Origin of the sequence: Stenotrophomonas sp. EMP41 (genome assembly GCF_047495535.1) — a bacterium.
GTDB classification, from domain to species: domain Bacteria; phylum Pseudomonadota; class Gammaproteobacteria; order Xanthomonadales; family Xanthomonadaceae; genus Stenotrophomonas; species Stenotrophomonas sepilia.
In genome coordinates this window covers 676,546-702,691 of record NZ_CP179923.1, presented here as the reverse complement: position 1 = coordinate 702,691, position 26,146 = coordinate 676,546, and the positions used below count along the sequence as shown (strand labels likewise).

The 26,146-nt window shown below is 68.2% G+C and carries 30 protein-coding genes; 20 read left to right on the top strand and 10 right to left on the bottom strand.

Annotated features, from left to right (window positions below; all coding sequences use genetic code 11):
- Positions 1 to 63 precede the first annotated feature (63 nt).
- Genes ACMGRF_RS03245 through ACMGRF_RS03235 form a run of 3 tightly spaced genes read left to right on the top strand, consistent with a single transcriptional unit; the run spans position 64 to position 3,495 of the window.
- The gene (locus tag ACMGRF_RS03245; RefSeq protein ID WP_099486860.1) at positions 64 to 867 is read left to right on the top strand and encodes a DUF4198 domain-containing protein; all 804 of its coding nucleotides are present in this window, start codon (positions 64 to 66) and stop codon (positions 865 to 867) included.
- A gap of 55 nt (positions 868 to 922) precedes the next feature.
- Positions 923 to 1,894, top strand: coding sequence for an FAD:protein FMN transferase (locus ACMGRF_RS03240; protein ID WP_414485626.1), 972 nt, complete (start codon positions 923 to 925; stop codon positions 1,892 to 1,894).
- Complete coding sequence (locus ACMGRF_RS03235) at positions 1,891 to 3,495, top strand: sulfite reductase subunit alpha (protein WP_414485625.1); 1,605 nt, start codon at positions 1,891 to 1,893, stop codon at positions 3,493 to 3,495. The genes ACMGRF_RS03240 and ACMGRF_RS03235 overlap by 4 nt, the downstream gene beginning before the upstream one ends.
- A 50-nt stretch (positions 3,496 to 3,545) precedes the next feature.
- Here the strand turns inward: ACMGRF_RS03235 and ACMGRF_RS03230 are convergent, their stop codons facing one another.
- The 4 genes from ACMGRF_RS03230 to ACMGRF_RS03215 all read right to left on the bottom strand — a co-directional run bounded on the left by ACMGRF_RS03230 (position 3,546) and on the right by ACMGRF_RS03215 (position 6,681).
- Positions 3,546 to 4,154: a HutD family protein gene (locus tag ACMGRF_RS03230; protein ID WP_414485624.1), complete on the bottom strand. Its 609-nt coding sequence runs from the start codon at positions 4,152 to 4,154 to the stop codon at positions 3,546 to 3,548.
- A 34-nt stretch (positions 4,155 to 4,188) separates the two neighbouring features.
- Positions 4,189 to 4,914 carry a murein L,D-transpeptidase catalytic domain family protein gene (locus tag ACMGRF_RS03225; protein WP_099495204.1) on the bottom strand — a complete coding sequence of 242 codons (726 nt, stop codon included), beginning with the start codon at positions 4,912 to 4,914 and terminating at the stop codon, positions 4,189 to 4,191.
- Positions 4,915 to 4,931: 17 nt separating this feature from the next.
- Positions 4,932 to 6,017: a L,D-transpeptidase gene (locus ACMGRF_RS03220; RefSeq protein WP_049413199.1), complete on the bottom strand. Its 1,086-nt coding sequence runs from the start codon at positions 6,015 to 6,017 to the stop codon at positions 4,932 to 4,934.
- A gap of 352 nt (positions 6,018 to 6,369) precedes the next feature.
- Positions 6,370 to 6,681 (bottom strand): ComEA family DNA-binding protein, encoded by a 312-nt coding sequence (locus ACMGRF_RS03215; protein ID WP_414485623.1) that lies wholly within the window; start codon positions 6,679 to 6,681, stop codon positions 6,370 to 6,372.
- 216 nt (positions 6,682 to 6,897) lie between these two features.
- Here ACMGRF_RS03215 and ACMGRF_RS03210 point away from each other — a divergent pair, with 216 nt between their 5' ends.
- From ACMGRF_RS03210 to murU, 4 genes are all read left to right on the top strand, one after another.
- Positions 6,898 to 8,391 carry a M20 family metallopeptidase gene (locus tag ACMGRF_RS03210; protein ID WP_069139004.1) on the top strand — a complete coding sequence of 498 codons (1,494 nt, stop codon included), beginning with the start codon at positions 6,898 to 6,900 and terminating at the stop codon, positions 8,389 to 8,391.
- A gap of 69 nt (positions 8,392 to 8,460) precedes the next feature.
- A complete protein-coding gene (locus ACMGRF_RS03205; protein WP_005415577.1) occupies positions 8,461 to 8,730 on the top strand; it encodes a GlsB/YeaQ/YmgE family stress response membrane protein in 270 nt (89 codons plus the stop codon).
- 64 nt (positions 8,731 to 8,794) lie between these two features.
- Positions 8,795 to 9,820 (top strand): aminoglycoside phosphotransferase family protein, encoded by a 1,026-nt coding sequence (locus tag ACMGRF_RS03200; protein WP_414485622.1) that lies wholly within the window; start codon positions 8,795 to 8,797, stop codon positions 9,818 to 9,820.
- Positions 9,817 to 10,527, top strand: a complete 711-nt coding sequence (murU, locus tag ACMGRF_RS03195) for an N-acetylmuramate alpha-1-phosphate uridylyltransferase MurU (protein WP_049413204.1) — start codon at positions 9,817 to 9,819, stop codon at positions 10,525 to 10,527. Before ACMGRF_RS03200 ends, murU begins: the two co-directional genes overlap by 4 nt.
- 517 nt (positions 10,528 to 11,044) lie before the next feature.
- On the opposite strand, the gene hda is transcribed toward murU, so the two are convergent.
- The 3 genes from hda to ACMGRF_RS03180 are packed head-to-tail and all read right to left on the bottom strand — an operon-like array spanning position 11,045 to position 14,057.
- Positions 11,045 to 11,752 (bottom strand): DnaA regulatory inactivator Hda, encoded by a 708-nt coding sequence (hda, locus tag ACMGRF_RS03190; protein ID WP_049415140.1) that lies wholly within the window; start codon positions 11,750 to 11,752, stop codon positions 11,045 to 11,047.
- A complete protein-coding gene (locus ACMGRF_RS03185) occupies positions 11,752 to 12,921 on the bottom strand; it encodes an AI-2E family transporter (RefSeq protein WP_049415142.1) in 1,170 nt (389 codons plus the stop codon). The genes hda and ACMGRF_RS03185 overlap by 1 nt, the downstream gene beginning before the upstream one ends.
- On the bottom strand, positions 12,918 to 14,057 hold the full coding sequence (locus tag ACMGRF_RS03180; RefSeq protein ID WP_414485621.1) for a DUF2066 domain-containing protein: 1,140 nt from the start codon (positions 14,055 to 14,057) through the stop codon (positions 12,918 to 12,920). Before ACMGRF_RS03180 ends, ACMGRF_RS03185 begins: the two co-directional genes overlap by 4 nt.
- Positions 14,058 to 14,156: 99 nt before the next feature.
- Between ACMGRF_RS03180 and purM the strand changes: the two genes are divergently transcribed.
- From purM to ACMGRF_RS03145, 7 genes are all read left to right on the top strand, one after another.
- A complete protein-coding gene (purM, locus tag ACMGRF_RS03175; RefSeq protein ID WP_049415145.1) occupies positions 14,157 to 15,215 on the top strand; it encodes a phosphoribosylformylglycinamidine cyclo-ligase in 1,059 nt (352 codons plus the stop codon).
- A gap of 21 nt (positions 15,216 to 15,236) precedes the next feature.
- Positions 15,237 to 15,725: a hypothetical protein gene (locus ACMGRF_RS03170; protein ID WP_049415148.1), complete on the top strand. Its 489-nt coding sequence runs from the start codon at positions 15,237 to 15,239 to the stop codon at positions 15,723 to 15,725.
- Positions 15,722 to 16,144, top strand: coding sequence for a hypothetical protein (locus tag ACMGRF_RS03165; protein WP_049415149.1), 423 nt, complete (start codon positions 15,722 to 15,724; stop codon positions 16,142 to 16,144). Before ACMGRF_RS03170 ends, ACMGRF_RS03165 begins: the two co-directional genes overlap by 4 nt.
- A gap of 38 nt (positions 16,145 to 16,182) precedes the next feature.
- Positions 16,183 to 16,845, top strand: a complete 663-nt coding sequence (locus ACMGRF_RS03160; RefSeq protein WP_111190419.1) for a DUF2238 domain-containing protein — start codon at positions 16,183 to 16,185, stop codon at positions 16,843 to 16,845.
- Complete coding sequence (gene purN, locus ACMGRF_RS03155; RefSeq protein WP_111190418.1) at positions 16,842 to 17,501, top strand: phosphoribosylglycinamide formyltransferase; 660 nt, start codon at positions 16,842 to 16,844, stop codon at positions 17,499 to 17,501. Before ACMGRF_RS03160 ends, purN begins: the two co-directional genes overlap by 4 nt.
- A gap of 68 nt (positions 17,502 to 17,569) precedes the next feature.
- Positions 17,570 to 18,391 (top strand): DUF3108 domain-containing protein, encoded by an 822-nt coding sequence (locus ACMGRF_RS03150; RefSeq protein ID WP_414485620.1) that lies wholly within the window; start codon positions 17,570 to 17,572, stop codon positions 18,389 to 18,391.
- A gap of 2 nt (positions 18,392 to 18,393) precedes the next feature.
- On the top strand, positions 18,394 to 19,077 hold the full coding sequence (locus ACMGRF_RS03145) for a DUF3108 domain-containing protein (protein WP_049415158.1): 684 nt from the start codon (positions 18,394 to 18,396) through the stop codon (positions 19,075 to 19,077).
- A gap of 122 nt (positions 19,078 to 19,199) precedes the next feature.
- Here the strand turns inward: ACMGRF_RS03145 and ACMGRF_RS03140 are convergent, their stop codons facing one another.
- The 3 genes from ACMGRF_RS03140 to ACMGRF_RS03130 are packed head-to-tail and all read right to left on the bottom strand — an operon-like array spanning position 19,200 to position 21,037.
- Complete coding sequence (locus ACMGRF_RS03140) at positions 19,200 to 19,517, bottom strand: hypothetical protein (protein ID WP_049440428.1); 318 nt, start codon at positions 19,515 to 19,517, stop codon at positions 19,200 to 19,202.
- A complete protein-coding gene (gene murA / locus ACMGRF_RS03135) occupies positions 19,514 to 20,785 on the bottom strand; it encodes a UDP-N-acetylglucosamine 1-carboxyvinyltransferase (RefSeq protein WP_049415159.1) in 1,272 nt (423 codons plus the stop codon). Before murA ends, ACMGRF_RS03140 begins: the two co-directional genes overlap by 4 nt.
- Positions 20,786 to 20,806: 21 nt before the next feature.
- Positions 20,807 to 21,037, bottom strand: a complete 231-nt coding sequence (locus ACMGRF_RS03130; RefSeq protein WP_005408396.1) for a BolA family protein — start codon at positions 21,035 to 21,037, stop codon at positions 20,807 to 20,809.
- A gap of 54 nt (positions 21,038 to 21,091) precedes the next feature.
- Here ACMGRF_RS03130 and ACMGRF_RS03125 point away from each other — a divergent pair, with 54 nt between their 5' ends.
- The 6 genes from ACMGRF_RS03125 to ACMGRF_RS03100 all read left to right on the top strand — a co-directional run bounded on the left by ACMGRF_RS03125 (position 21,092) and on the right by ACMGRF_RS03100 (position 26,129).
- Positions 21,092 to 22,093, top strand: coding sequence for a KpsF/GutQ family sugar-phosphate isomerase (locus tag ACMGRF_RS03125; protein WP_049415161.1), 1,002 nt, complete (start codon positions 21,092 to 21,094; stop codon positions 22,091 to 22,093).
- 66 nt (positions 22,094 to 22,159) lie between these two features.
- Positions 22,160 to 22,708 carry a KdsC family phosphatase gene (locus ACMGRF_RS03120; RefSeq protein ID WP_049415164.1) on the top strand — a complete coding sequence of 183 codons (549 nt, stop codon included), beginning with the start codon at positions 22,160 to 22,162 and terminating at the stop codon, positions 22,706 to 22,708.
- The gene (gene lptC, locus ACMGRF_RS03115; RefSeq protein WP_049440430.1) at positions 22,705 to 23,280 is read left to right on the top strand and encodes an LPS export ABC transporter periplasmic protein LptC; all 576 of its coding nucleotides are present in this window, start codon (positions 22,705 to 22,707) and stop codon (positions 23,278 to 23,280) included. The genes ACMGRF_RS03120 and lptC overlap by 4 nt, the downstream gene beginning before the upstream one ends.
- Before the next feature lie 101 nt (positions 23,281 to 23,381).
- Positions 23,382 to 23,948: a lipopolysaccharide transport periplasmic protein LptA gene (gene lptA / locus ACMGRF_RS03110; protein WP_049415168.1), complete on the top strand. Its 567-nt coding sequence runs from the start codon at positions 23,382 to 23,384 to the stop codon at positions 23,946 to 23,948.
- Complete coding sequence (lptB, locus tag ACMGRF_RS03105) at positions 23,948 to 24,667, top strand: LPS export ABC transporter ATP-binding protein (RefSeq protein ID WP_005415558.1); 720 nt, start codon at positions 23,948 to 23,950, stop codon at positions 24,665 to 24,667. Before lptA ends, lptB begins: the two co-directional genes overlap by 1 nt.
- Positions 24,668 to 24,707: 40 nt before the next feature.
- On the top strand, positions 24,708 to 26,129 hold the full coding sequence (locus ACMGRF_RS03100) for an RNA polymerase factor sigma-54 (RefSeq protein WP_049415172.1): 1,422 nt from the start codon (positions 24,708 to 24,710) through the stop codon (positions 26,127 to 26,129).
- Positions 26,130 to 26,146 lie beyond the last annotated feature (17 nt).

The following is a 26,146-nucleotide window of genomic DNA, read 5'->3' as shown; positions in this document are numbered from 1 at the left end:
GGGGATTAAGTCGTAATCCCCTTCTCCTTGCCGCATCACCCCGCATCCACTGGAGTCCTCCGCATGAAGCGCACGCTCGTCCTCGCCGCCGCCCTGGCCGCTGCCCTTCCCTTCTCCGCCCTGGCCCACAAGGCCTGGCTGCTGCCCTCGCAGACCGTGATCGCCGGCAATGCACCGTGGATCACCGTCGACGGTGCGGTCTCCAACGACCTGTTCTACTTCAACCACGTGCCGCTGCGGCTGGAATCGCTGGTGATCACCGCGCCGGACGGCAGCACCGTGCAGCCGCAGAACGCAGCGACCGGCAAGTACCGCAGCGTGTTCGACATCGAACTGAAGCAGCCCGGCACCTACCGCATCGCGTCGGTCAATGACGGCCTGTTCGCCACCTACGAGCAGAACGGCGAGCGCAAGCGCTGGCGTGGCAGCGTGGCAACCCTCGGCGAACTGCCCAAGGACGCGAAGAAGCTGGAACTGAGCCAGTCGGTGGGCCGCGTGGAGACCTTCGTCACCAACGGTGCGCCGAACGACACCGCGCTGAAGCCGACCAACCGCGGCATCGAGCTGATCGCCGTCGGCCACCCGAACGACCTGTTCGCCGGCGAGGAATCGACCTTCCGCGTGCTGGTCGATGGCAAGCCGACCGCCGGCCTGGAGTTCGAGATCGTGCGTGGCGCCACCCGCTACCGCAACGCACAGGACGAGCTGAAGGTCACCAGCGATGCCAAGGGCGAGATCAAGGTGACCTGGCCGGAAGCCGGCATGTACTGGCTGGAAACCGGCACCGAAGACAACAGGACCTCGGTGAAGCAGGCCGCCAAGCGCCGCCTGAGCTACGTCGCCACGCTGGAAGTGCTGCCGCAGTAATAGACGTGGACCGCGATGCCGGGCACGTCCCGGCATCGCGCCCGCAACACCCGCCATGACCGATTCCCTGTACGACATCGCCCGCCTCGGTGGCACCACCATGGGCACCACCTGGAGCGTGTCGCTGGTTGCGCCGCGCCAGCGCGACCTGCATCCGCTGCATGCCGGAATCCAGGCGCGCCTGGACGAGGTGGTCGCGCAGATGAGTACCTGGGAGCGCGGTTCGGATCTGAGCCGCTACAACCGCGCCGACACTGGCCAATGGTGTGTACTGCCCGCCGAAACGCGCCACGTTCTGGCCTGCGCACAGGCCATCGCTGCCGCCAGTGACGGCGCCTTCGATCCCACCGTCGGTCCGCTGGTTGCACTGTGGGGCTTCGGTGCACACGCCGGCGAGCGCCGCCAACCCGATGCCACCACCGTACAGGCCACGCGCGAGCGCTGCGGTTGGCAGCGCTTGCAGTGGCAGGGCGATGCGCTGCTGCAACCGGGTGGGCTGGAACTGGATCTCTCTGCGATCGCCAAGGGCTTCGGCGTCGATCACGTCGCCGCGTGGCTGCGCGGACAAGGCATCGCTGCCGCGCTGATCGAGGTCGGTGGCGAACTGGCCGGCTATGGCCGGAAACCGGATGGCCAGCCGTGGCGCGTGCTGGTGGAATCGGCGCCGGAAGAGGATGCGCAGACCGATACTCCGCCACGGGTGCTGGTACTGGAGGGCAAGGCGGTGGCCACCTCCGGCGATCGCTGGCATCAGTACCACGCCGATGGCGAGGCCTACAGCCACAGCCTCGATCCGCGTATCGGCAGGCCGGTGCGCGAGGTCGCTGCCGCAGTCACGGTGGTGGCCGGCGATGCGATGCACGCCGATGCCTGGGCCACCGCGCTGACCGTCCTCGGTCGCGAACAGGGCATGGCACTGGCCGAGCGCGAAGGCCTGGCGGCGCGCTACCTGCAGCGCGCTGCAGGCGGCCCGCACGAGTTCCTCAGCAGCGCCTTCCAGCGTCTTCTCGACGAGCAGGGCGCATGAGCGGACGCCGGTCACGCGCATGGCTCGGCAACGGCCTGGTCCTGCTTCTGCTGGCGCTGATCGGTTGGGCGCTGTTGCGCCTGCATCTCGGCGAAGCGTGGTGGCACGGCGCGCCGCCGGCACGGCAATCGCAGATCGCCATCATCGCCACCGCGCTGTACGCGCTGGCCTGCGCAGCCCTGTGGTGGCGCACTCGTCCGCGCGATGATGCGGCGTCCGCCGATACCGCACCGCTCCTGCTGGTCTGGTCCAGCCAGACCGGCTTTGCCCGCGAACTGGCGGAACGCAGTGCCGAGGCCCTGCGTGGTGCCGGCGTGCCGGTGCGTGTGCGCGGACTGCACGAGGTAGATGCAGCGTTGCTGGCCGACAGCCAGCGCGCGCTGTTCATTGCCAGCACCACCGGCGAAGGCGATCCGCCCGACCACGCCCTACCGTTCCTGCGCGGGGTGATGGCCACGCCGCCTCCGTTGCAGCACCTGCACTACGGCGTGCTCGCACTGGGCGACCGCAGCTACGGCCACTTCTGCGGATTCGGCCACCAGCTTGACCAATGGCTGCGCCAGCACGGCGCGCATCCGCTGTTCGATGCGATCGAGGTCGACAACGCCGATCCGGCAGCGCTTCGTCATTGGCAACAGCTGCTGGGACAACTCGGCGGCGGCGCCAGTGAACTGCCCGACTGGAGCCCGGCCGCGTACCAGCCGTGGACGCTGCTGCAGCGCGAACATCTGAACCCGGGCAGCCCCGGCGGTCCGGTGTACTGGTTGCGCCTGCAGCCACCGGCCGACGCAGAGGCGCAGTGGCAGGCCGGCGACATCGCCGAGATCGGCCCGCAACATGCCCGCGCCAGCGCGCGAGCCTGGCTGCACGCGCAGGGATTCGATGCGGACACCGTGCTAGAGGACGGGCAAACCTTGCTGGCGCGCGTCGCGCGCTCGCACCTGCCCTCGCTGGTTCCGCCGGGTGACCTGCCCGCATTGCTGGCAACCCTGCAGCCGCTGCCGCATCGCGAGTACTCCATCGCCTCAGTGATGGCCGACGGCGCGGTGGAGCTGCTGCTGCGTCGCCAGCTTCGCGCCGATGGAACACCCGGCATCGGCAGCGGCTGGCTGTGCGACCACGCCGCACTTGGCGAACCGGTGCAGCTGCGCCTGCGCCGCAACGACAATTTCCACGGCGTCGCCGCCGAGGTACCGCTGCTGCTGATCGGCAACGGTACCGGCATCGCCGGCCTGCGCGCACACCTGCACGAACGCGTACGCAGTGGCGCGCGCCGTACCTGGCTGCTGTTCGGTGAGCGCACCGCCGCGCATGACTTCCATTTCGGCGAAGAGCTGCAGGCAATGCTGGCCGACGGCACGCTGGCGCGGCTGGATGCAGTGTTCAGCCGCGATGGCGGTGTGCATCGCTATGTGCAGGACCGCCTGATGGCCGAAGCAGCAACACTGCGGCAGTGGGTCGATGAAGGCGCGACGATCCTGGTCTGCGGCAGCCTGCAGGGCATGGCCCCGGCGGTGGATGCGGTGATCGAGCAGGTGCTGGGGACTGCGGACAAGGAAGCGCTACTGCTGGCCGGTCGTTACCGGCGCGATGTGTATTGAGGTCGCCGCATCCACGCGTTGCGTGGATGGCGCCCACCGGCGCCGAGGCATCATCCCGCCGCCGCACTGACCCGTATCACCAACAACTCGCCCCCGCCCTGCAAAGCGTGCCGCTGCCGTTCACCCGCTGACAACCACGCGGTATCGCCGGCCTGCAGCGGCGGCAGGCCACTGTCGGCACCGAACGCCGCCCGACCGGCCAACAGATGCAACGCCCAGGCCACGCCCGGCTCGCAGAAGAAGAACATCGAGCCCACCAGCGGCCGATGCAGCAGTTCGGCCTGCAGCAGATCGCGCTTCCACATCAGGTTGAAATCGTGGGTGGTGCCATCCACCAGTTCGCCGTGCAGCCTTTCCTCACCCGCAAAGCGCACCCGCCCATGCGGTGGCAACACTTCCGCCACGCGGCCATCCTCGAAACGCAGGCGCACGCCATTGCCCTGCAGCAGCACCAGCTCGCGTTCCACGCCGGGGAACGCGGAAAACGCGGCGTCCTGTTCGATCTCGGCCACCGACAGGCGCAATGCCCAGTCATCGCCTTGTGCCGGCAGGCGCAGGATCTCACGCGTCCAGCCCAGGCCGTTGCGCCAGCGTTCGCGGCGGTAGTCCAGGCAGGAGATGACCTGGCTCGGAGTGTGCAGCAGGGAGTCGACGTTCATCGGCGCATTGCATCACGCCGCGCGCCATCGTGCATCACCGCGTGGCCAGCGTACCCTGGCCGCCGCACCCGCCGGCCAGCAGCTGCGAGTGTTTCAACCAGTCCTGGTCGGGGTAATAGGCGAACACCATCGTGCCGCCACGCAACGCATCGATCAGTGGCTTGGCCACCGACAGGCGCACCGCCGGACAGCCCAGGCTGCGGCCCAGCCGCCCCTGCAGCTGCGCGGTGGCCGGGTTCACATACGGCGCGCCGTGGATGACGATCGCGCGTTCGCGCGCGCGGTCATTGAAGCCCGGTTCCAGCCCGGCCAGGCGCAGCGAATACCCGTTGCCGCCCATGTAGGTCTCCTGTGCGGTGAACGCGCCGAGGCTGGACATGAAACTGCCATCGCGGTTGGAGAAGTGCTCGGTGCGGTTCTCGCCGCTGTTGCGGCCATGCGCCACCCATTCCTCGAACAGCAGGCGCTGGTGGGCCAGGTCGAACACCCACAGGCGCGGCTCGGTGGACGGCCGCGAGTAGTCGATCACGCTGAGGCGATCACCGTTGACGCCCAGCTCCGGACGCTGCAACGCACAGCGCATGGCGTGCGCCGCCAGCTGCAACACGTGGCGGTCGGCCTTGGGCGCACTGCGCGACAGCAGGGCAGCCAGATCATCGGCGCTGGTGGCAAGGGCGGGCGTCTGTGCCAGCGCCGGGGCGCTGGCCGAGGTCGCCAGCAGGCCGAACGCGGCCAGCCGGCACAGGCGGGATGCAGTCATGGGCACAACGAGGGGATTCAGTTGCCCTTGAGGGTGGACCCTGGCGGCTCGGATTCCAAGACCGGCTGCATTCCGGATTCAGCCGGGCTTGGGCGGACCGCCGGCAGCGAGGTCACCAGCAGGGTCGTGCCCGGCACCAGCACCTGGTACAGCTGGCGGGCGAAATCGGCCGGCAGCGCCATCGGCAGCGAGGGCGTGGCCAGCAGGTCCGGCGTGGCCTGGGCGCGGTCCTGGCCCAGCAACGGGTAGGCCGTCCACCGGTGCAGGCGCTGGTTCGCGTCCAGCGGGCTGGGCGTATCGCTGAAACCCTGCCCCATCACGAACAGGGTAGTGCCCTGGAAGGCCGGCAGCGCGTCCGCCTTCAGCGGCGACTCGCCGATCATCACGCCATCGCGCAGCACGTACAGGCGCTGGTCGTGCAGGCTGACCAGGATGCCGACCTGCCCGGCCGGCGCCGCGCTGTCGTTCCACCAGGCCTGTGCCGGCGCCCCACCCTCCGTCTCCGGCAGGGCCTGGCCGCGTGCGTTGACCGGTGCCAGCACCGACGGATAGGCCAGGGTCATCGGCGAGCTCTTGGCATCGGCCACCACGACGGTATCGCCGCGCTGGGTTTCGCTGAACAGCTTCTGCGCGAAGGCCTGCGGCAGGCGTACGCAGCCGTGCGAGGCCGGGTGCCCGGGCAGGCTGCCGCCATGCAGGGCGATGCCGTCCCAGGTCAGGCGCTGCATGTACGGCATCGGCGCGCTGTTGTAGAGGTTGGACTTGTGGTCCTTGTCCTTCTGCAGGATGGTGAACACGCCGGTCGGTGTCTCGTGCCCGGCCTTGCCCGAGCTGATCGTGGTCAGGCCGATGGCAATGCCGTTGCGGTAGACGTAGGCACGCTGCTCATCGAGGCTGACCACCAGCACGATCGGGCCGGTCGGCGAGATTTCCGGATGCCACAGGTATTCACCCGGTTTCAGGTCGGTCGGCCCGCGCACCTCGGCGGTGCCGGCAGTGGCAGCTGCGGGCTTGGCAGCCGGTGTCGGCGCAGCGGCATGGGCCAGCAGCGGCAGGGCCAGTGCAAGGGCGAGCATCAGGGTCGTGGGGCGGTGCGGAAGCATCCAGCGGGGGTCCTTTCCATGCGGAGCCGCCACCGTACACCATCGGCCCGTGGTGGCCGCGGCAAAACCTGGCGCCGGAAATGAAACTGCCCGGCGACACAGCCATGTGTCGTACCGGGCAATCGTTACGTCCTTGTCGGCCTGCTGCCGCCCCCTCGCATCCTGCGCTGTGGGGGAAGCGTTGCGTCCTGCACGCGGCCGCGTCTGTCCTGTTTGTATCTCAGCCCCTTCCACAGGTCTGTGATGCCACCATCCTGGTGATTGGTGCCGCATCCTGCGGCGGTCGGTGGTCACGGCCGTCCTGTCCGTGACCGGTGAACCAGCCTCCTGCCGGTTCCGACGATTCCTGCTGTCAGCGCCTGGGTACGGTCCGCACCGGTACCGATCCGGGTACCGGATCCGCCGGCAACAACCTGTTGCCTACGGTGATCCGCTGTCGATTCCGTTCGACGATTGCTTTCCCTATCCCCTTCACCTGCGTCAGGTCCTCGACGCGATGAAACGGGCCGTGTCTGCGCCGGTGCTCGACGATCGCCTCGGCCTTGGCGGCTCCGACCATCGTCAATCCCTGCTGCAGCGCCTGGACATCGGCGCGGTTGATGTCGATCGGTTCGGCGGCATGCGCCCCAGCGATCCCCACTACCAGCACCAGTGCCCTCAACACGACACTCCAAGGCACGACGTGTATCTCCCTGTGATTCTGGCCGCCCCGACCGGCAATCCCGTCGGTAGGAACAGTGTCCGTCACCACATGTGCACAGCCTATCGGTTTCCCGGATTTCCGTAAGCCAGCCAAATACCCGACGTGATGTAGGAAAAACCCTACCCGCGGCACAGGCGTAGAATGGCGCGATCACAGCCCATGCAACCGGAGTATCAGATGGACAGCGCCAAGCTCGGCCAATTCGTCAATGACAAGTGGGACAGCGAAATCGTCCCGCAGTTGGTCGACTACATCCGCATTCCCAACAAGTCGCCGATGTTCGACGCCAATTGGGTGCAGAACGGCTACATGGAACAGGCGGTCACGCTGATGGAGAACTGGGCCAGGGCCCAGCAGCTGCCCGGCCTGAAGGTTGAAGTGGTGCGCCTGGAAGGCCGTACCCCGCTGATCTTCCTGGAAATTCCGGCTACCGGCGCCGAAACCGGCGACGACACCATCCTGCTCTACGGCCACCTGGACAAGCAGCCGGAAATGACCGGCTGGGACGACGACCTCGGCCCGTGGACCCCGGTCCTGCGCGGCGACAAGCTGTATGGCCGCGGCGGTGCGGACGACGGCTACGCCATCTTCGGCTCGCTGGCCGCGGTGCTGGCGCTGCAGGCCCAGGGCCTGCCGCACGCCCGCTGCGTGGTGCTGATCGAGGCCTGCGAAGAGTCCGGCAGCTACGACCTGCCGGCGTACGTCGACCACCTGGCCGAGCGCATCGGCAAGCCGTCGCTGGTGGTCTGCCTGGATTCGGGCTGCGCCAACTACGACCAGCTGTGGTGCACCACCTCGCTGCGCGGCCTGACCGGCGGCAACTTCACCGTGAAGGTGCTCAACGAAGGCGTGCATTCCGGCGATGCCTCCGGCGTTGTGCCGTCCAGCTTCCGCCTGCTGCGCCAGCTGCTGTCGCGCATCGAGGACCAGGACACCGGCCGTATCCTGATCGACGGCATGAACGTCGAAATCCCGGCCGAACGCCTGGAACAGGCCAAGCGCGCGGCCGAAGTGGTCGATACCGAGATCTTCGAGAAGTTCCCGATGGTCGACGGCCTGCGTCCGATGAACGAGGACCTGACCGAACTGGTGCTCAACCGCACCTGGCGCCCGGCCCTGTCGGTCACCGGCGTGGGCGGCATGCCGCCGCTGGAATCGGCCGGCAACGTGCTGCGCCCGCAGACCTCGGTGAAGCTGTCGCTGCGCCTGCCGCCGACTGCCGATGGCAAGACCTGCGGCGAACTGCTGAAGGAAGCGCTGCTGCGCGATCCGCCGAACGGCGCGCAGGTCACCCTGGACCTGGAAAAAGCCTCCACCGGCTGGAACGCCCCGGCGATGGCGCCGTGGCTGACCCAGGCCATCGACGACGCCAGCCAGGCCTTCTTCGGCAAGCCGGCGATGTACATGGGCGAAGGCGGCTCGATCCCGTTCATGGGCATGCTGGGCGAGAAGTTCCCGGGCGCGCAGTTCATGATCACCGGCGTGCTCGGCCCGCACTCCAATGCGCATGGCCCGAACGAGTTCCTGCACATCCCGATGGGCAAGAAGGTCACCGCCTGTGTGTCCAAGGTGATCAGCGAGCACTACGCCGCCAGCCTGCGCGGCGAGACCAGCGGTTCGCCGGTGGCTGCCGACAGCGGCACCCGCCACGGCGACCACGGCTGCTGCTGATCCGGCACTCGTGACGGACGCAGCCTGGCCTTGCTAGGCTGCGTCCACACTCAAGCGGAATCCGCGCGCATGAATGGTCTGTTCGGCAGCAGCAGCTGGCTGTACATCCTGCTGGTCGGCTTCTTCGTCGGCCTGCTCGGGCGTTTCTTCATGCCCGGCAACAACCGCATGGGCTGCCTGCTGACCATCGTGCTGGGCATCCTTGGTGCCCTGCTGGCCGGTTGGTTCGGCCAGTACATGGGCTGGTACGCCCCCGGCGAACCGGCCGGTTTCCTCGGCGCGGTGGTGGGCGCGGTGGCCGTGCTGGCCGTCCTGCGCCTGTTCAGCGGTCGCCGCTGACGCCGTTCCCCCTTCCCTTCCTGTTGCCGACGTTGGCGCGCCCGGCGCGCCCGGATATGCCCGCATGACCGAACCCGCCTCCGATCCCCAGCGCAGCGCGCAGCGCCTGCAGTGGGCCCGTACCCAGCTCGATGATGCCAACGCGGTGGTCGAACGCGCTTCGGTCGATGCCGGCATGCGCAGCTACTGGCGCACCACCAGCACCCGTGGCAGCCATATCGTGATGGACGCCCCACCGGGGCTGGAAGATCCGCGGCCGTGGCTGCGCATGCGCGGCCTGCTGCACGACAACGGCCTGCGCGTGCCCGCGCTGCTGGCGCAGGACCTGGATGCCGGCTTCCTGCTGCTGGAAGATCTCGGCGGCCCGACCCTGGCCAGGATCCTCGATGAGCGCAACGCCGATGAATGGTTCGGCCGCTCGATCGAACAGCTGCTGCGCCTGCAGGCGATCCCGGTGCCGGCCGACTTCGGCCAGTTCGGCGAGGCGCTGCTGCAGCGCGATGCCGGCCTGTTCGACGAATGGTTCCTGCAGCGCCACCTGAACCTGGAGCTGGACTGCGGCGAGATCGAAGGCCTGCAGCGGGTGCATCGCCGCCTGATGGACAACGCGCTGGGCCAGGCCCAGCTGATGACCCATCGCGACTACATGCCGCGCAACCTGATGCCGGTCGACGATGGCCCCGCGGTGCTGGATTTCCAGGACCTGGTGCGCGGCCCGATCGCCTACGATGCGGTGAGCCTGTTCAAGGACGCGTTCCTGAGCTGGCCGCTGCAGCGCGTTGACGAGTGGCTGACGCAGTACCACGAACGCGCGCGCGCCGCCGGCCTGCCGGTGCCCGACCGCGCCACCTTCCTGCGCGATGCCGACTGGATGGGCATCCAGCGCCACGTCAAGATCCTCGGCCTGTTCTGCCGCCTGCGCTACCGCGACAACAAGGGCCATTACCTGGACGACGCACCGCGCTTCATCGGCTATCTGGATGAAGTGCTGCCTCGCTATCGCGAGCTGGCCCCCCTGCAGCAGCTGCTGGAAAACCGCATCAAGCCGGCGCTGGCCGAACTGGGCGCACCGATGCGCGTGGCCCGATGAAGGCGCTGGTCTTTGCCGCCGGGCTTGGCGAGCGCATGCGCCCGCTGACCCTGCACACACCCAAGCCGCTGCTGGAAGTGGCCGGCAAGCCACTGATCGTCTGGCACCTGGAACGCCTGGCGGCGCTCGGCGTGCGCGAGGTAGTGGTCAACACCGCGTGGCTGGCCGAGCAGTTCCCGGCGACCCTGGGTGATGGCAGCCAGTGGGGCCTGCGCCTGCATTTCCTTTACGAAGGGCAGACGCCACTGGAAACCGGCGGCGGCATCCTCAACGCCCTGCCGGTGCTGGGCGATGCCCCGTTCCTGGTGGTGAACGGCGATATCTGGACCGATTTCGATTTCGCCACGCTGCCGCGCGAGCCGCAAGGCCAGGCACACCTGGTGCTGGTCGACAATCCGGTTCAGCATCCGAACGGTGACTATCGGCTGGACGCACAGGGCCTGCTGCACCACGACCGCGCGGGGCCGTGCCTGACCTATGCCGGCATCGGCGTGTACCGTCCTTCGATCGTGGCCGACTGGCGCGCGGTGATCGGCGATGCGCCGGGCAGCGAGCGGCTGCCGCCGAGGTTCTCGGTGGTGCCGCTGCAGAAGCATTTCATGGCGCAGGGGTTGATGACCGGGCAGCACCATCGCGGGCGTTGGACCGATGTCGGGACCGTGGATCGCCTGCGCGCGCTGGATGCGGAGTTGGCGGCGAACGGCTGAGCCCCTCGTGGCTGGTCGCTCAAATCAAAAGCCGTGCTTGGCCGGGCGGGGTGGATTCGCGGGGGACGCCGTGAACCCGTCCCTGGGGGCTTGGCCGCGGCATCCATGCCGCGGACACCCCCGCGAACCCACCCCGCCCGGCCTCTGACAGTTTCCGTGCGCGTCCAGCCACGGAAGAAAGAAAGAAAAGCAAAAGCGGGTCGCTTCGCTGCGCTTGCTCTGGTGTCGACCAAGGTCGACACCCACCAACAGCAGTCAGCAGTCAGCAGTCAGCAGTGCAGTACGCAGTCCCGGCAGATCGCGGGAACCTGTCGAAGGCGGGTGGATCCGGTTGCGGGGGCGTGAGCGCCATGGATGGCGCGATCGGGCTACATGGACGTACTTGCGCCGTCTCCCGCAACCTGAGCCACCGCGCCTCCCCTCAGGAAGCCAGCTTTTGACGTTGCTGTTGAAGTTGCCGGCCAGCGGCCGGCACTACCGCGGGTGCAGGGCGCAGCCCTGCAAACAAACCCCACTCTCAGTAACGAGGCCGGCCTTCTTCCAGCACCTGGCGCAGGAATGGCACGGTGATCCGCCGCTTCGCCGCCAGCGACTCCCGGTCCAGCCAGTCCAGCAGGGTGATCAATCCACCCAGCTCACGGCCGGTATGCGACAGCAGCCATTCGATGGCCGCTTCGTCGATGGCCAGGCCACGTCGCAGTGCACGCTCGCGCAGCACCGCAGCACGACCCTCCTCATCCAGCGGCTGCAGCAGCACGCGCACGCACTGGCCCAGGCGCGAACGCAGGTCCGGCAGCACCAGGCCCAGCGCTTCCGGCGCCTTCTGCGCCGTGTACAGCACGGTCACGCCTGCGGCGCGCGCGCGGTTGTGGAAATCGAACAGCGCGATCTCGTCCTCGCGGTTGCCGGCAACCTCGTCCAGGCCGTCCAGCGCCACCAGTTCGCGCGCCTCCAGCCCATCCAGCGCCGCACGCACGCGGCCGGCCGCGCTGGCCAGCGGCACATAGGTCGGCAGGCGCCCGGCCTGCTCGGCGCTGGAGCACATCGCCAGCGCCTGGTGGGTCTTGCCGGTGCCCGCCGCACCTTCCAGGTAGACCCAGTCGTGGCTGGCGCCAACCGCGATCGCGCGCAGCTGCGCCAGCGCGCCATCCGGCGCGCCGATGAAGGTCTCCAGGCGCTGGTCCCGCGGGTAATGCAGGGCCAGCGGCAGTTGCGGCACACCCATCACTTCAGGTCGGGGCCCTTGTCGTTCGGAACGATGATATGGGGGGCGTCCACTACGCCATCAAGCACGATCGCCGGCTTCTCGCCCACGTACAGCTCGCTCTGGCGGTAGCGCTGATGCGCATAGCGCAGCAGAACATTGGTCACCGCCGCCACCGGCAGCGCCAGCAGCATGCCGAGGAAGCCGAACAGCTGGCCGCCGGCCATCACCGCAAAGATCACTGCCACCGGGTGCAGGCCGATCTTGTCGCCGACGATACGCGGGGTCAGTACGTAGCTTTCCAGCAGCTGGCCCACGGTGAACACCACGCCGACCAGGATCAGCAGCTTCAGGTCGAAGCCCTGCGCCTGCACCAGCGCGGCGATCACCGCCATCAGCACGCCGGTGGTCGCGCCCAGGTACGGGATGAAGCTGATCAGGCCGGCAATCAGGCCGATCAGCAGGCCCAGCTTGAGGCCGACCAGCGACAGGCCGCCGGCATAGATCACGCCCAATGCCAGCATCACCAGGAACTGTCCGCGGATGAACGCGCCCAGCACCTCGTTGGACTCACGCGCCAACGCGCTGATGGTGCCGATCTGGTTGCGCGGAATCACCGACGCCACCCGCTCGACCAGCTTGTCCCAGTCGCGCAGGAAGTAGAACGCCAGGATCGGCAGCAGCAGGATGTTGACCACCCAGGTCACCATCGCAAAGCCCGAACGCGAGACGTAGCCCATGAAGGTGGTGGCGACGCCGCCGGCCTGCTGCCAGTGGCTGCGCACCCATTCGATCAGGCGGTCCGGATCCAGCCACTGCATCACTTCCAGGCCGGTCTTCTGCTCGAACCAGGGGATCCCCTTCTCCATCAGCCACGCCTGTGCCTGCGGCGCGACCGCAATCAGGGTGGTGATCTGGCGCTCGATCATCGGCACCAGCACCAGCAGCAGCGCCACGATCACCAGCACCATCGCCGCGAACACCAGCACCACGCCGGTCATGCGCGAACGGCCGGTGGCCTCGATGCGGTCCACCAGCGGATCGCCCAGCCACGCCAACGCCAGCGCCAGCACGAACGGGGTCAGGATCGGCGCCAGCAGCCACACCACCCAGCCGACCAGGCCGGCGAACAGGATGTACTTCAGGCGGCGCAGGAACTGCGCGATTTCGGCTTCCGGGGTCAGGGTCATCGCAAGCGGTACTCGTTGCTGACCGGCGCGGCCACCGGGGCACCGGTGGTGTCATCGATCGGGGCCGGCAGGGCCGGCAGCGTCGCGCTGGGCACCAGCACGCCGTTGTCGCCCAGCATGCGGTTGAAGCCGGCCAGGCCGGTGGTCATCTCCAGGCTCAGCTCCAGCTGGCCGGCCGAAGCGTGCAGCGGGGTGACGTTGCGCACCACCGGCACCTCGCGCAGGCCGGCGGCAAGGCGCAGGTAGTCGTCGGCATTGTTGATGCCGGTGACCACCACGCGGTAGGTCCCGGCCTGGCCGACGGCGGCACCCGCCTTGGCATAGCGCTTGACCAGCGCGTCGGCGGCGCCATCGGCACCGGCGGCCATCGCGCGCATGGCGTTGGCGTCCTTGCTGGTCCACTTGTTCAGCTCACGGCCGTTGTCGACGAACACCCAGTCCGCCTGCCAGCCGCCGTTGGCGCGGTAGAGCTTGCCGATCAGCTGCATCGGCGGCGAGTAGCGCGAAGACGCACGGGCCACGGCGGCACTGTCCTGGCGCCAGATGGCACCGGCCAATGCCTGTTCGGCAGCACCGCCGCTGGGCAGGCCGAGCTTGTAACCCCGCTCGATGGCGCGGTTCAGCAGCGGGCGGGCGGCGTTGGCCTGCTGCACGCTGACCAGGCGCGGGCCACTGCCGTCGTCGACGGCCAACCACACAACCGGCTTCGGCCGCGGCTGCGGCCACAGCGGCAGGCCCAGCGCCGAGACCAGCGAGTCGACATCATCCTCGCGGAAGCGGGCCACCAGCAGGGTCCTGAAGCTCGGCGCGCCACTGGCGCCCACGCTCTGGTCCTGCTTGTAGTCGTAGCTGGCCACGTAGTCCTTGGCGTTGCGCAGCGCCTGCACCACGCCGGGGCGGGACATCACGTTGCGGTCGCCGGACAGTTTGCCCAGCACCACGCTCAGGGCACGGGCCAGGGCGCCGTTGCGATCGGCTTCGGCCTGGCTGTTGACGGGCACTTCGGCCTCGTACGCACCCGAGGCAGTGGCAACATCTCCCTCGGTGCGCAGGCCGCTCTGGGCCATCGTGGCCACCGGCAGGCTCAGTGCAAGGAGCAGGGTCAGAATCAGGCTGCGGCGCATCAGGACATCCATTGGCTCGACGAATCCGGGGGAATTGTTGCCCGAATACGGCCTTTGCGCCAATGCGGCCTGTTAAAATCGCCCGTTCAACCCCTGCCAGCGCCGACGCCCGTGACCAACACCCCGTCTTCCGCCCCCTCCCCCCTTACCTACCGTGACGCGGGTGTCGACATCGACGCCGGCAACGCGCTGGTCGAGCGGATCAAGCCCCTGGTCAAGCGCAGCTTCCGCCCGGAAGTGATGGGCGGCCTGGGCGGCTTCGGCGCCCTGTTCGACCTGTCCAACAAGTACCGCGAGCCGGTGCTGGTGTCGGGTACCGACGGCGTGGGCACCAAGCTGAAGCTGGCCCACCAGCTGAACCGCCACGATACGATCGGCATCGACCTGGTCGCGATGTGCGTGAATGACGTGCTGGTGCAGGGCGCCGAGCCGCTGTTCTTCCTGGACTACTTCGCCACCGGCAAGCTGGACATCGACACCGCCGCGGCGGTGGTGGGCGGCATCGCCAACGGCTGCACCGAGGCTGGCTGCGCGCTGATCGGCGGTGAAACCGCTGAAATGCCCGACATGTATGCCCCGGGCGAGTACGACCTGGCCGGCTTCACGGTCGCTGCGGTCGAGAAGAGCGAGCTGAAGGACGGCGCCAGCGTGGCCGCCGGCGACGTGCTGATCGGCATCGCCTCGTCCGGCCCGCACTCCAACGGCTACTCGCTGGTACGCCGCATCTACGACCGCGCCGGCCGCCCGGCCGACCTGGAGCTGGAAGGCGGGGTGAAGCTGGTCGATGCGCTGATGGCACCGACCCGCCTGTACGTGAAGCCGATCCTGTCGCTGCTGAAGTCGCACGGCGACGCCGTCCACGGCATGGCCCACATCACCGGTGGCGGCCTGACCGAGAACATCATCCGCGTGGTGCCCGACGGCCTCGGCCTGGACATTCAGGCCTCGTCCTGGACCCTGCCGCCGGTGTTCCAGTGGCTGCAGAAGGAAGGCGCGGTGGCCGACAGCGAGATGTGGCGCACCTTCAACTGCGGCATCGGCTTCGTGCTGATCGTGGCAGCGGACCAGGTCGCTGCCGTGTCCGAGGCGGTCCAGGCCCAGGGCCTGGACCACTGGACCATCGGCCAGGTGGTCACCGCCGAAGGCGACGAGCGCGTCCGCATCGGCTGAACCCGACCCCGAGGAGCCCGTATGGACGCAACGCCCCCGTTGGCACCGGCCCCGGTACCGCCGCCGTTGGCGGCCGTGCCGGTCTTCAGCAAGCAGGACGCTGACCATCTGCGCGCACTGTCCATCGCGCACTACGTGTTCGGCGGCCTGATCGCGCTGCTCTCGCTGTTTTTCATTCTGTACATCGTGCTCGGCATCAGTGCGCTGAGCGGCCATCTGCCGATGAACTCCGGGGGCCAGCCCTCGTCGCCGGCCGAACAGCGCCTGTTCGGCTGGGTGTTCACGGTCCTGGGGACCGTGTTCGTCGCCGGTGGCCTGGGCATGGCCGCATTCGTCATCCAGGCCGGACGCTGCCTGGCCCAGCGTCGTCGCCACCTGCTGTGCCTGATCGTGGCCGGCCTGCTCTGCCTGTGCGCGCCGCTGGGCACCGTTCTGGGGGTATTCACCCTGGTTACGCTGCTGCGCCCGCAGGTCAAGGCCGCCTTCGATGCAAGTGGTGCAACGACATGACGACACCCGGCGCACCACCGCCGCTACCGCAGCAGACCCTGGCGCAGCTGCAGCTGGCCAGCCACCTGCAGACGCTGAAGGTGCTGTTCTACGCGCTGGCGGTTTTCCACTGGATGGCCGCGCTGGCGTTCCTCGGTTTCATCGGCCTGGTCGCCAGCTCGCGCGGGCTGGGCGATGGCGCAGTACTGGCCACGGTCTACGGGGTCGTTTCGCTGTTGGCGGCCGCGCTTGGCGTCGTACAGCTGCACACCGCACGCCTGCTGTCGCGCCGCACCGGGCTGGCCTGGTGCCAGCGCGCGGCCTGGCTGGCGGTACTGGCTGGCCCGCTGGGCATGGCCCTGACCGCCTATGCCTGGGTGTTCCTGTCCAAGCCTGACATGGCCGCACTGTTCGACCGCGGCGACCATCTCAGCGTCTGAGCTTGCCGGCAGACGCCCCCTTCCCTGATCGACTCCCCATGTCCGCGCCTGCCCACTGCACGACCACCTCGCCAACCGCTTCCCGTTTCACGGGCCCCAAGAAGCTGGCCTTCGCCGCCGTGCTGGCGGTGTTTGCGATCAGCTGGATCCACCCGCTGTGGCCCACCGAGCAGGCCCTGCACAGCACCCTGACCGTGATCGGGCTGGCCGCACTGCTATGGGTCGACCGCCGGGGTGGCTGGCTGGGCAATGGCGCCTTCATCGCGATCTGTGGCTTCATCGCACTGCATTGCGTGGGCGCGCGCTGGCTGTACTCCAACGTGCCCTACGACGCCTGGGCACAGGCGCTGACCGGCTGGTCGCCGAATGCGGCGTTTGGCTGGCAGCGTAATCATTTCGACCGGCTTATCCACTTCCTGTTCGGCGTCTGCTTCACGCCTGCGCTGCTGCAGCTGGCACGCCATGCCTGGCCGGCGCTGCGCCGCGGCCAGGCTTTCACCCTGGCGGTGATGGCAGTGATGTGCGCCAGCCTGGTCTACGAGTGGTTCGAGTGGGCCATCGCGCTGGCCCTTTCGCCGGACGCCGCCGAGGCCTACAACGGGCAGCAGGGCGACATGTGGGACGCGCATGCCGACATGCTGCTGGCGACCGTAGGCAGTCTGCTGAGCTGGCCGTTGATCCGCCGGCGTGCCCGGCAATGACCGCGCCCAGCCGCATCGCCGTGCTCGCCTCTGGGCGCGGCAGCAACCTGCAGGCCATCCTCGATGCCATCGCGGCCGGGCGCCTGCGCGCCGAGGTCGTCGGCGTGTTCTCCGACCGCCCAGCCGCCGCCGCGCTGCAACGGGTCGGCGCCAGCCTGCGCTGGGCACATGCGCCGAAGGAATTCGAGGACCGTGCCGCCTACGAGCAGGCCCTGGGCGATGCACTGGCCGCAGTCGCGCCGGATTTGATCGTCTGCGCCGGCTACATGCGCATTCTCGGCGCCGCCTTCGTGCAGCGCTTCAATGGCCGCCTGGTCAACATCCACCCCTCCCTGCTGCCACTGCACAAGGGGTTGGATACGCATGCGCGGGCTTTGGACGCCGGCGATGCCGAGCACGGGGCCAGCGTGCATCTGGTCGTGCCCGAACTGGATGCAGGCGCCGTGCTGGCCCAGGCGCGGGTGCCGGTCATGCCCGGCGATGACGCCGACAGCCTGGCCGCGCGTGTGCTGGAGGTGGAGCATCCCCTGCTGATCGCCACCCTCCAGCTGCTGTGCGGCGGCCGCCTGACTGAACGGGAGGGGCAGCCGCACCTGGACGGTCACCCCCTGTTTAGCCCACTGGCCCTAGATTCCGCCGGAAACCTGAACCGGTAACGCCCACGCACACGCCCCGCTGACTGCGGGGCTGGCATCCTGCCCCCCTCCTGCAGCTCCTGCCCTCCATGAAGACCACGACCCTGCTGTCCACTTCATTGCTGCTGTCGCTTGTCGTGCTTCCCGGTGTGGGTTGGGGCCAGGTGCAAGCGCCTGCGGCCCCTGCGCAGCCGGCGCCCGTAGTACAGCCGCCTGCGGAACCGGCCGTGCCGATGCCCCCGGCGCTGGCTTGGGAGCCGCCGCCGCTGCAGCCGTTCACCGCGACGTACCAGGCCTTCTACAAAGGCAAGGAGGCCGGCGACGCCAGCATGCAGGTCACCCACAGCGGCGGCAACCAGTGGCGGGTGGACATGCAGGTGGTCGGCCGCCGCGGCTTTGCCAGCGTGCTGGGCCTGAACATCGAACAGAGCACGGTGTTCGAAGAGCGCAGCGGGGTCTATGCGCCGCTCAGCCAGAGCACGGTGCGCAAGGGCCTGTTCCTGGGCAAGAAAGCGTTCGGCACGTACAACTGGCAGGCCGGCACCGCGCAGTGGAGCGGCGACGTCAAGAAGGAACGTGCGCAACCGATCCCGCTGCAGCCGGGCGACCAGAGCGCGCTGCTGATCAATCTGGCGATCATGCGTGATGCCCGCCCGGGCGCCACCATGCACTATCGCTACGTGGACATGGGCAAGGTCCGCCAGCACGACTACCAGGCCGCGCCGCAGACCGAGAATGTCGAGGTCGGCGACCTGTCCTACAACGCGCTGCGGGTCTACCGGACCAACGGCGGCAACAATGAAACCATCCTCTGGATCGCCAACGGTGTCCCCACCCCGGTGCGCATCCTGCAACGCGAAGACGGCGAAGACCGCGTCGATCTGCGCCTGATCGAATACCAAGGAGTCTGAGCATGAGCACCCTGACCCGCCCCCTCACCTGGATCGCTGCAGCCGCACTGTCGGTGGCCAGCCTGCCGGCCATGGCCCTGCAGCCATTCAAGGCCGATTACCTGGCCAGCTACATGGGCATGCAGGCCAATGGCAGCATGACGCTGAGCAGCGAGGGAGCCAACAAGTGGCGCTACACGCTGCAGGTGAAGAACCAGCTGGCCGACCTGAGCCAGAGCACCGTGTTCGAAGAGGTGCGCGGCCAGCTGCGCCCGCTCAGCAGCCAGGACCGTTCGGCACTGCTGGTGAAGAAGCGCAATGTGCAGGCCAACTACAACTGGAGCAGCAACCAGGCCACCTGGACCGGCGACATCAAGCCGGACCGTGCGGGCCCCATCGCGTTGAAGACGGGCGACATGGACGCGCTGCTGATCAACCTGGCGATCGCCCGCGACCTGGCCGCCGGCAAGCCGCTGACCTATCGCATGGTCGACGAAGGCCGCATCAAGAACATGACCTACCGCGTGATCGGCAAGGAATCGATCACCGTGGGCGGCAAGAGCTACGAGGCCACCAAGGTCTCGCGTGCCGACGGCAACAAGGAGCTGATCGCCTGGATCGTGCCGGAATTCCCGGTGCCGGCGCGCATGCTGCAGCGTGAGAGCGGCCGCGATGCGCTGGACCTGACAATCAAGGCGATGAACTGACGGGCAAACCGGTAGTGCCGGCCGCTGGCCGGCATTTGTGCGGTGCTCCACGAGGTTGACGGGGTTGCCGGCCAGCGGCCGGCACTACCAAAAGAAAACGCCCGCTTCCGCGGGCGTTGTTCTTACTTCTTTTCCTCGGCCGCGGCCGGCTTGAACTCGGTGCGGCAGTCCACGCGGATCTGCTCGCCGGTGCTGCGCCAGACGAAGGTGCGGCAATGGCGGTTGCCGTCCTGGCTGTCGTGCACCGCGACCGCGTAGAACGATTCGATGATCTCGTCACGCGAGACCGTGCCGTCGCCGTTCCAGTCCATGTCCTTCTGCTCGATGCCCTGGGTGATGGCGATGTTGGCGTACCAGGCATAGCCCAGCCACGCCAGCACGATCAGCACCAGGGCCAGCAGCGCCTTGCGGCGCGGGCTGAACTTGCCGCGCAGGATCATGGCACGCGCCGGATGGTGGCGCCGAGCGAAGACAGCTTCTCTTCGATGTTCTCGTAGCCACGATCAAGGTGATAGATGCGGTCGATGGTGGTCTCGCCGCTGGCCATCAGGCCGGCCAGGATCAGCGAGGCCGAGGCACGCAGGTCGGTGGCCATTACCGGCGCACCGCTCAAGGTCTCGCTGCCACGCACGATGGCGGTGTGGCCTTCGACCTGGATGTCCGCGCCCAGGCGCAGCAGTTCGTTGACGTGCATGAAACGGTTCTCGAAGATCGTTTCGTTGATCACGCCGACGCCGTCGGCCACGCAGTTGAGCGCCATGAACTGCGCCTGCATGTCGGTCGGGAATGCGGGGTACGGCGCGGTGGTCAGGTTGACCGCCTTCGGTCGCTTGCCCTGCATGTCCAGGGTGATGGTGTCTTCGGTGGTCTCGATCTTCGCGCCGGCCTCGACCAGCTTGGACAGCACCGCGTCCATGGTGTTCGGGCGCGCACGGTTGACCGTGACCTTGCCGCCGGTCATCGCCGCAGCGACCAGGAAGGTACCGGTCTCGATGCGGTCGGGCAGCACTTCGTGGCGGCCGCCGGACAGACGCTCGACGCCTTCGATGACCAGGCGGGCAGTGCCCAGGCCTTCGATCTTCGCGCCCAGCGCGATCAGGCAATGCGCCAGATCGGTCACTTCCGGTTCCATCGCGCAGTTGTCGAGGACGGTGGTGCCTTCGGCCAGCACCGCGCCCATCAGCACGTTCTCGGTGCCGGTGACACTGACCATGTCGAAGGTGAAATGGCCGCCCTTCAGCCGCTTGGCGCTGGCCTTGATGAAGCCGTTCTCGACCACGATCTCGGCACCCAGCGCCTGCAGGCCCTTGATGTGCTGGTCGACCGGACGCGAACCGATCGCGCAGCCGCCGGGCAGCGACACTTCCGCCGCGCCGAAGCGGGCCAGCAGCGGGCCCAGCACCAGGATCGAGGCGCGCATGGTCTTGACCAGCTCGTACGGCGCAACGTGCTGGTTGACCGAACGCGGGTCGACCACGATCGCACTGCCACGCGACAGCGTGCCCTGGTCGATGGTGACCTTGGCACCCAGCTCGCCCAGCAGCTTCACCGTGGTGACCACGTCGTGCAGGTGCGGCACGTTGGTGATCTCCACCGGCTCATCGGCCAGCAGGGTCGCGCAGAGGATGGGGAGGACGGCGTTCTTGGCGCCGGAGATGCTCACTTCACCGTGCAGCGCAGCGCCGCCGGTCACAACGATCTTGGCCATGTATTCGGGATCTTCTGCGGTTCAGCCGGCTTCGGCCGGGGTCACGGTTTTCAGCGCCAGCGCGTGGATCGCGCCGCCCATCAGGTCGCCCAGCGTGGCATAGACCATGCGGTGGCGGGCCAGCGGCATCTTGCCGGCGAAGGCCTCGCAGACCACGGTCGCTTCGAAATGCACGCCATCATCGCCCTGCACATCGGCGCGGGCGCCAGGCAGGCCGGTTTCGATCAGATTGCGGATGGTGTCGGCGTCCAACGGGCTTTCCTAATAAAATGTGCCTCCATTCTACTTCCGCTGCGTGGCGTCCGCATGGCCGAATCCCTGTTGCCCCCCCGTTCCGTCGACCCTGCCGGCCTGGTCGCCAGTGGCCGCCGCGTGTTCGAGATCGAGCGGCAGGCGCTGGATGCCGTGGCCGACCGCCTGGGCGAGGCCTTCCAGCAGGCCTGCGAGGCGATCCTGGCCAGCCGCGGCCGGGTGGTCGCCACCGGCATGGGCAAGTCCGGCCACATTGCCCGCAAGATCGCCGCCACCCTGGCCTCCACCGGCACACCGGCGTTCTACGTGCATCCCGGCGAAGCCGGCCACGGCGACCTGGGCATGATCACCGAGGCCGACGTGGTGCTGGCCCTGTCCTATTCGGGCGAGTCCGATGAGGTGCTGATGCTGTTGCCGGTGCTCAAGCGCCAGGGCAACCTGCTGATCTCCATGACCGGCCGCCCGCAGTCGAGCCTGGCCACCGCCGCCGACATCCACCTGGATGTGAGCGTGCCGGCCGAGGCCTGCCCGCTGGCGCTGGCGCCGACCTCCAGCACCACCGCCTCGCTGGCGATGGGCGATGCGCTGGCCGTAGCCTTGCTTGACGCACGCGGCTTCACCGCCGACGACTTTGCCCGCTCGCACCCGGCCGGCAGCCTCGGCCGTCGCTTGCTGCTGCACATCACCGATGTCATGCACACCGGCGAGGACCTGCCCAGCGTGAACGCCGATGCCAGCCTCAGCGAGGCGCTGGTGGAAATGAGCCGCAAGCGGCTCGGCATGACCGCCGTGGTCGACGCCGATGGCGTGCTGATCGGCCTGTTCACCGACGGCGACCTGCGCCGGGCGCTGGACAGCGCGCTGGACGTGCGCACCGCGAAGATCGCCGATGTGATGACCCGCAACCCGCGCACCATCGGTGCCGACCAGCTGGCCGTAGAGGCGGCGCGGCAGATGGAGACCCAGAAAATCAACGGCCTGATAGTGGTCGATGGCCAGGGCCGTGCGGTCGGCGCCCTGAACATTCATGACCTGTTGCGGGCCCGGGTGGTTTAACCGACAGTCCGTAGACCCCATTCAGTCTGTAATGCCCCACCCGCCCCCACCGAGCCTGATCGCCTGATGCCCTGGTCCCCGCTGCCCGCGTTCCCCGCCCACCTGCACGCCGCTGCGGCCCGCGTCCGCCTGGCCTGCTTCGACGTGGACGGTACCCTCACCGACGGTCGGCTGTACTACGACAAGGACGGCAACGAGAGCAAGGCGTACTTCGTGCAGGACGGTCTGGGCCTGAAACTGCTGCAGCAGCACGGCATCCACCCCGTGCTGATCACCGCGCGCAACAGCCAGTCCGCGCTCAAGCGCGGCGCCGACCTCGGCATCGACACCCAGATCGCCGTGGGCGACAAGCTGGCCAGCGTGCAGGCGCTGTGCGCACAGCATGGCATCGGCCTGGAGCAGGTGGCCTTCATGGGCGACGACCTGCCGGACCTGGCACCGCTGGGCGCGGTCGGCCTGGCGGTGGCGCCAGCCAACGCCCACCCGTGGATCGCCGAGCGCGTGCACTGGCAGACCCGCGCCGATGGCGGGCGTGGCGCCGCCCGTGAACTGTGCGACATCCTGCTGGCCGCCCAGGGCCATGTGGACGCGGTCCTGGCGAGGTTCGGCGCATGAACCTGCCCACCCTGAACTGGCGCACCGTGCTCGGCATCGGCCTGCTGCTGGCGGCCCTGCTCAGCAGCTGGGCGGCCCTGCGCAACCGCGACAAGGGCACGGCCACTGCCGGCCAGGACGCCGGCGTGGACTACATCCTGCACGACTTCCAGATCGTCGCGCTGGATGAGCAGGGCAAGGAATCGACCACCCTGCGCGCACCGCGGCTGGAACGCCAGCGCGGCGACCAGACCATCAACATCGCCACCCCGCTGTTCGAGATGCCGGACAAGGATGGCAAGCACTGGACCCTGCGCGCCGAGACCGGCTGGCTCAGTGCCAAGGGCGACGAGATGAAGCTGCGCGGCAATGTCGCCGGCGACAGTCCGGCCGATCCGGGCGTGGTGCCGACCACTTTCCGCACCGACCACCTGGACGTGTTCCCGAAGGAGAACCGCGCCCGCACCGATGCGCGGGTCACCATGACCCGCCCCGGCATGGAACAGTCCGGCGTCGGCTTCGAGGTGGATTCGAAGAACAACACGTATCATTTCCTCAGCCAGTCCAAGGGCCGTTACACGCCCCGACGCTGATTCCGCCACCCTCCTGCGACGTCCCCGGACCGGCGCAAGGAAGGCGGCCCACCCACCCGCCGCCGGTTTCCCGGACGGCCCCACCGGTAGAACGGACCCCGATGAAGATCCCCTTTGCAGCCGTACTCGCGCTCGGTCTCCTGGTTCCCAGCGCCGCCTTTGCCAAGTCCACCGATCGCAACGAGAACATGAACATCGAGTCCGGCGCCCAGTCGGGCGTGCTTACCGGCGATGGCAAGACCGTGCTCTCGCAGGGTGTGACCGTCACCCAGGGCACGCTGGACATCCGCGCGTCCGAAGCGGAGATCTACCTGAAGGACGGCGAGGCCGTGCGTGCGGTGTTCTCCGGCAAGCAGGCCACGATGAAGCAGCAGCTTGACGACGGCACCTGGATGGACGCGGTGGCTGATCGCATCGACTACGACATCAAGACCGAGATCATCACCCTGACCGGCAACTACAAGGTCACCAGCGCGCGCGGCACCAATGCCGGCCAGCGCATGGTCTACAACACCCGCAGTGGCGAGATGAATTCCGGTGGCGATGGCAGCCGCGTGCGCACCGTCATTCCGCCGAAGAACAAGAATGCGGCGGCGCAGCCGGCCGCCGCACCCAAGGCAGCGGCTCCGGCCAGCACGCCGGCCAAGCCGGCGGGGAGCAAGAAGTAATGCTCGTCGCCAAGGGCCTGCGCAAGCGCTACAAGCAGCGCGAAGTCGTCAAGGACTTCGGGCTGACCCTCGACGCCGGTGAAGTGGTCGGCCTGCTCGGCCCCAACGGTGCCGGCAAGACCACCTGCTTCTACATGATCGTCGGCCTGGTCGCCGCCGATGCAGGCAGCATCGTGCTCGACGGCAAGGACATCACCAGCGACCCGATGTACACCCGTGCCAAGCAGGGCGTGGGCTACCTGCCGCAGGAACCGTCGGTGTTCCGCAAGCTGACCGTGGCCGACAACCTCCGCCTGGTGCTTGAACTGCGCGAAGACCTGGATTCGGCCGGCCGCGAGCGCGAATTGAACAGCCTGCTCGACGAGCTGCAGCTGGGCCATGTCGCCGACCAGCTCGGTGCCAGCCTGTCCGGTGGCGAACGTCGTCGCTGCGAGATCGCCCGCGCACTGGCCGCGCAGCCGCGCCTGATCCTGCTCGACGAACCGTTTGCCGGTGTCGACCCGATCTCGGTGGGCGAAATCCAGCGCATCGTCACCCATCTCAAGCAGCGTGGCATCGGCGTGCTGATCACCGACCACAACGTGCGCGAGACCTTGGGAATCTGCGACCGCGCGTATATCCTCGCCGAGGGCACCGTGCTGGCCCAGGGCTCGCCGGAGGCGATCCTGGACAACGCTGACGTACGTCGCGTCTACCTTGGGGATTCCTTCAAGCTGTGACCGCAGGTGCTGGGTCCCTTTCCTTCCGTTCGGCACAGGCATGAAGACTCGGCTGCAGACATCGTTGGGACAGCAGCTGGTGCTCACCCCCCAGCTGCAGCAGGCGATCAAGCTGCTGCAGATGTCCACGACCGAGCTGGAGCTTGAAATCGCCCAGGCCGTGGAAAGCAATCCGCTGCTGGACTGGGCCGACGGCAACGACAGCAGTGTCGCCAATGAAGGCGGCGACAACACGGACGCCGAGACGCCGGCCGAACGCACCGACAATGGCGACGACTGGGCACCGGCCGAGCTCGACTGGAGCGCCGCCGGCAGTGGCGGCAGCTTCGACGATGATGATGACGCCGGCAGCGCCGCCGAGCGCGTGGCCGAAACCGAGACGCTGGCCGACCACCTGCTGTGGCAGCTGCACCTGTCGCATCTTTCCATGCATGACCGCAGCATCGGCGCTGCGTTGATCGATGCGTTGGACGACGACGGTTACCTGCGCGAACCGCTGGCCACCATCGCCGAAACCCTGCTGCCGTCGGTCCATGCCGATGAGGATGAAATCCTTGCGGTGCTGCATCGCATCCAGCGCTTCGACCCGGTCGGCGTTGCCGCGCGCACGCTCGGCGAATGCCTGCAGCTGCAGCTGGATGTGTTGCCTGGTGACACCGCGGGCCTGGCGCTGGCGCGGCAGATTGCCGCAGGCCCGCTGGAACGGCTGCCACGCAGTGGTGTCGCCGGTCTGGCCCATGAACTGAAACAGCCGCTGGACGAGGTCGAGACAGCGGTCGCCCTGCTGCGCTCGCTGGACCCGCGTCCAGGGACTCAGATCGCGCCGCTTTCGCAGGATACCTATGTGGTACCCGACGTGGTGGTGTGGCGGCAGAACGGCATCTGGCGCGCCGCGCTGGCCGCCCATGCCGGGCCGAAGGTGGTGATCCACCGTGGCTACGAACAGCTGATCCGCCGCTGTGGCGAGGCCGACGCCGGCTACCTGCGTGGCCAGCTGCAGGAGGCGCGCTGGCTGCTGAAGGGCCTGCAGCAGCGCGGTGAAACCCTGCTGCGGGTGGTGCGCAGCCTGATCCATCAGCAGGCCGGTTTCCTCGAGTTCGGCGAACAGGCGCTGCGTCCGCTGACCCTGCGCGAGATCGCCGCCGAACTGGGCCTGCACGAGTCGACGGTGTCGCGCGCGATCGCCCGCAAGCATGTGCGCACGCCGCGCGGCACGTTGCCGCTGCGTGCCTTCTTCGCCTCGGGCATCGATACCGAAGGCGGTGGCGAGGCGTCCAGCACCGCCATCCAGGCGATGATCCGGCGCCTGATCGACGACGAAAACCCGCGCAAGCCGCTTTCTGACGCCAAGCTGGCTGACCTGCTCAAATCGTCGGGAATTCCAGTAGCGAGACGCACCGTGGCGAAGTATCGTGAAGCCATGAACATCTCCGCCTCGCACGAAAGGGTCAGAATCGCTTGACGCGCCGCCGCGCCCGG

Bases quoted from the DNA above. Each gene is read 5' to 3' on its own strand.
- ACMGRF_RS03245 (WP_099486860.1), top strand. From the start codon at position 64: ATGAAGCGCACGCTCGTCCTCGCCGCCGCCCTGGCCGCTGCCCTTCCC.
- ACMGRF_RS03240 (WP_414485626.1), top strand. From the start codon at position 923: ATGACCGATTCCCTGTACGACATCGCCCGCCTCGGTGGCACCACCATG.
- ACMGRF_RS03235 (WP_414485625.1), top strand. From the start codon at position 1,891: ATGAGCGGACGCCGGTCACGCGCATGGCTCGGCAACGGCCTGGTCCTG.
- ACMGRF_RS03230 (WP_414485624.1), bottom strand. From the start codon at position 4,154: ATGAACGTCGACTCCCTGCTGCACACTCCGAGCCAGGTCATCTCCTGC.
- ACMGRF_RS03225 (WP_099495204.1), bottom strand. From the start codon at position 4,914: ATGACTGCATCCCGCCTGTGCCGGCTGGCCGCGTTCGGCCTGCTGGCG.
- ACMGRF_RS03220 (WP_049413199.1), bottom strand. From the start codon at position 6,017: ATGCTTCCGCACCGCCCCACGACCCTGATGCTCGCCCTTGCACTGGCC.
- ACMGRF_RS03210 (WP_069139004.1), top strand. From the start codon at position 6,898: ATGGACAGCGCCAAGCTCGGCCAATTCGTCAATGACAAGTGGGACAGC.
- ACMGRF_RS03205 (WP_005415577.1), top strand. From the start codon at position 8,461: ATGAATGGTCTGTTCGGCAGCAGCAGCTGGCTGTACATCCTGCTGGTC.
- ACMGRF_RS03200 (WP_414485622.1), top strand. From the start codon at position 8,795: ATGACCGAACCCGCCTCCGATCCCCAGCGCAGCGCGCAGCGCCTGCAG.
- murU (WP_049413204.1), top strand. From the start codon at position 9,817: ATGAAGGCGCTGGTCTTTGCCGCCGGGCTTGGCGAGCGCATGCGCCCG.
- hda (WP_049415140.1), bottom strand. From the start codon at position 11,752: ATGGGTGTGCCGCAACTGCCGCTGGCCCTGCATTACCCGCGGGACCAG.
- ACMGRF_RS03185 (WP_049415142.1), bottom strand. From the start codon at position 12,921: ATGACCCTGACCCCGGAAGCCGAAATCGCGCAGTTCCTGCGCCGCCTG.
- ACMGRF_RS03180 (WP_414485621.1), bottom strand. From the start codon at position 14,057: ATGGATGTCCTGATGCGCCGCAGCCTGATTCTGACCCTGCTCCTTGCA.
- ACMGRF_RS03170 (WP_049415148.1), top strand. From the start codon at position 15,237: ATGGACGCAACGCCCCCGTTGGCACCGGCCCCGGTACCGCCGCCGTTG.
- ACMGRF_RS03165 (WP_049415149.1), top strand. From the start codon at position 15,722: ATGACGACACCCGGCGCACCACCGCCGCTACCGCAGCAGACCCTGGCG.
- ACMGRF_RS03160 (WP_111190419.1), top strand. From the start codon at position 16,183: ATGTCCGCGCCTGCCCACTGCACGACCACCTCGCCAACCGCTTCCCGT.
- purN (WP_111190418.1), top strand. From the start codon at position 16,842: ATGACCGCGCCCAGCCGCATCGCCGTGCTCGCCTCTGGGCGCGGCAGC.
- ACMGRF_RS03150 (WP_414485620.1), top strand. From the start codon at position 17,570: ATGAAGACCACGACCCTGCTGTCCACTTCATTGCTGCTGTCGCTTGTC.
- ACMGRF_RS03145 (WP_049415158.1), top strand. From the start codon at position 18,394: ATGAGCACCCTGACCCGCCCCCTCACCTGGATCGCTGCAGCCGCACTG.
- ACMGRF_RS03140 (WP_049440428.1), bottom strand. From the start codon at position 19,517: ATGATCCTGCGCGGCAAGTTCAGCCCGCGCCGCAAGGCGCTGCTGGCC.
- murA (WP_049415159.1), bottom strand. From the start codon at position 20,785: ATGGCCAAGATCGTTGTGACCGGCGGCGCTGCGCTGCACGGTGAAGTG.
- ACMGRF_RS03125 (WP_049415161.1), top strand. From the start codon at position 21,092: ATGGCCGAATCCCTGTTGCCCCCCCGTTCCGTCGACCCTGCCGGCCTG.
- ACMGRF_RS03120 (WP_049415164.1), top strand. From the start codon at position 22,160: ATGCCCTGGTCCCCGCTGCCCGCGTTCCCCGCCCACCTGCACGCCGCT.
- lptC (WP_049440430.1), top strand. From the start codon at position 22,705: ATGAACCTGCCCACCCTGAACTGGCGCACCGTGCTCGGCATCGGCCTG.
- lptA (WP_049415168.1), top strand. From the start codon at position 23,382: ATGAAGATCCCCTTTGCAGCCGTACTCGCGCTCGGTCTCCTGGTTCCC.
- lptB (WP_005415558.1), top strand. From the start codon at position 23,948: ATGCTCGTCGCCAAGGGCCTGCGCAAGCGCTACAAGCAGCGCGAAGTC.
- ACMGRF_RS03100 (WP_049415172.1), top strand. From the start codon at position 24,708: ATGAAGACTCGGCTGCAGACATCGTTGGGACAGCAGCTGGTGCTCACC.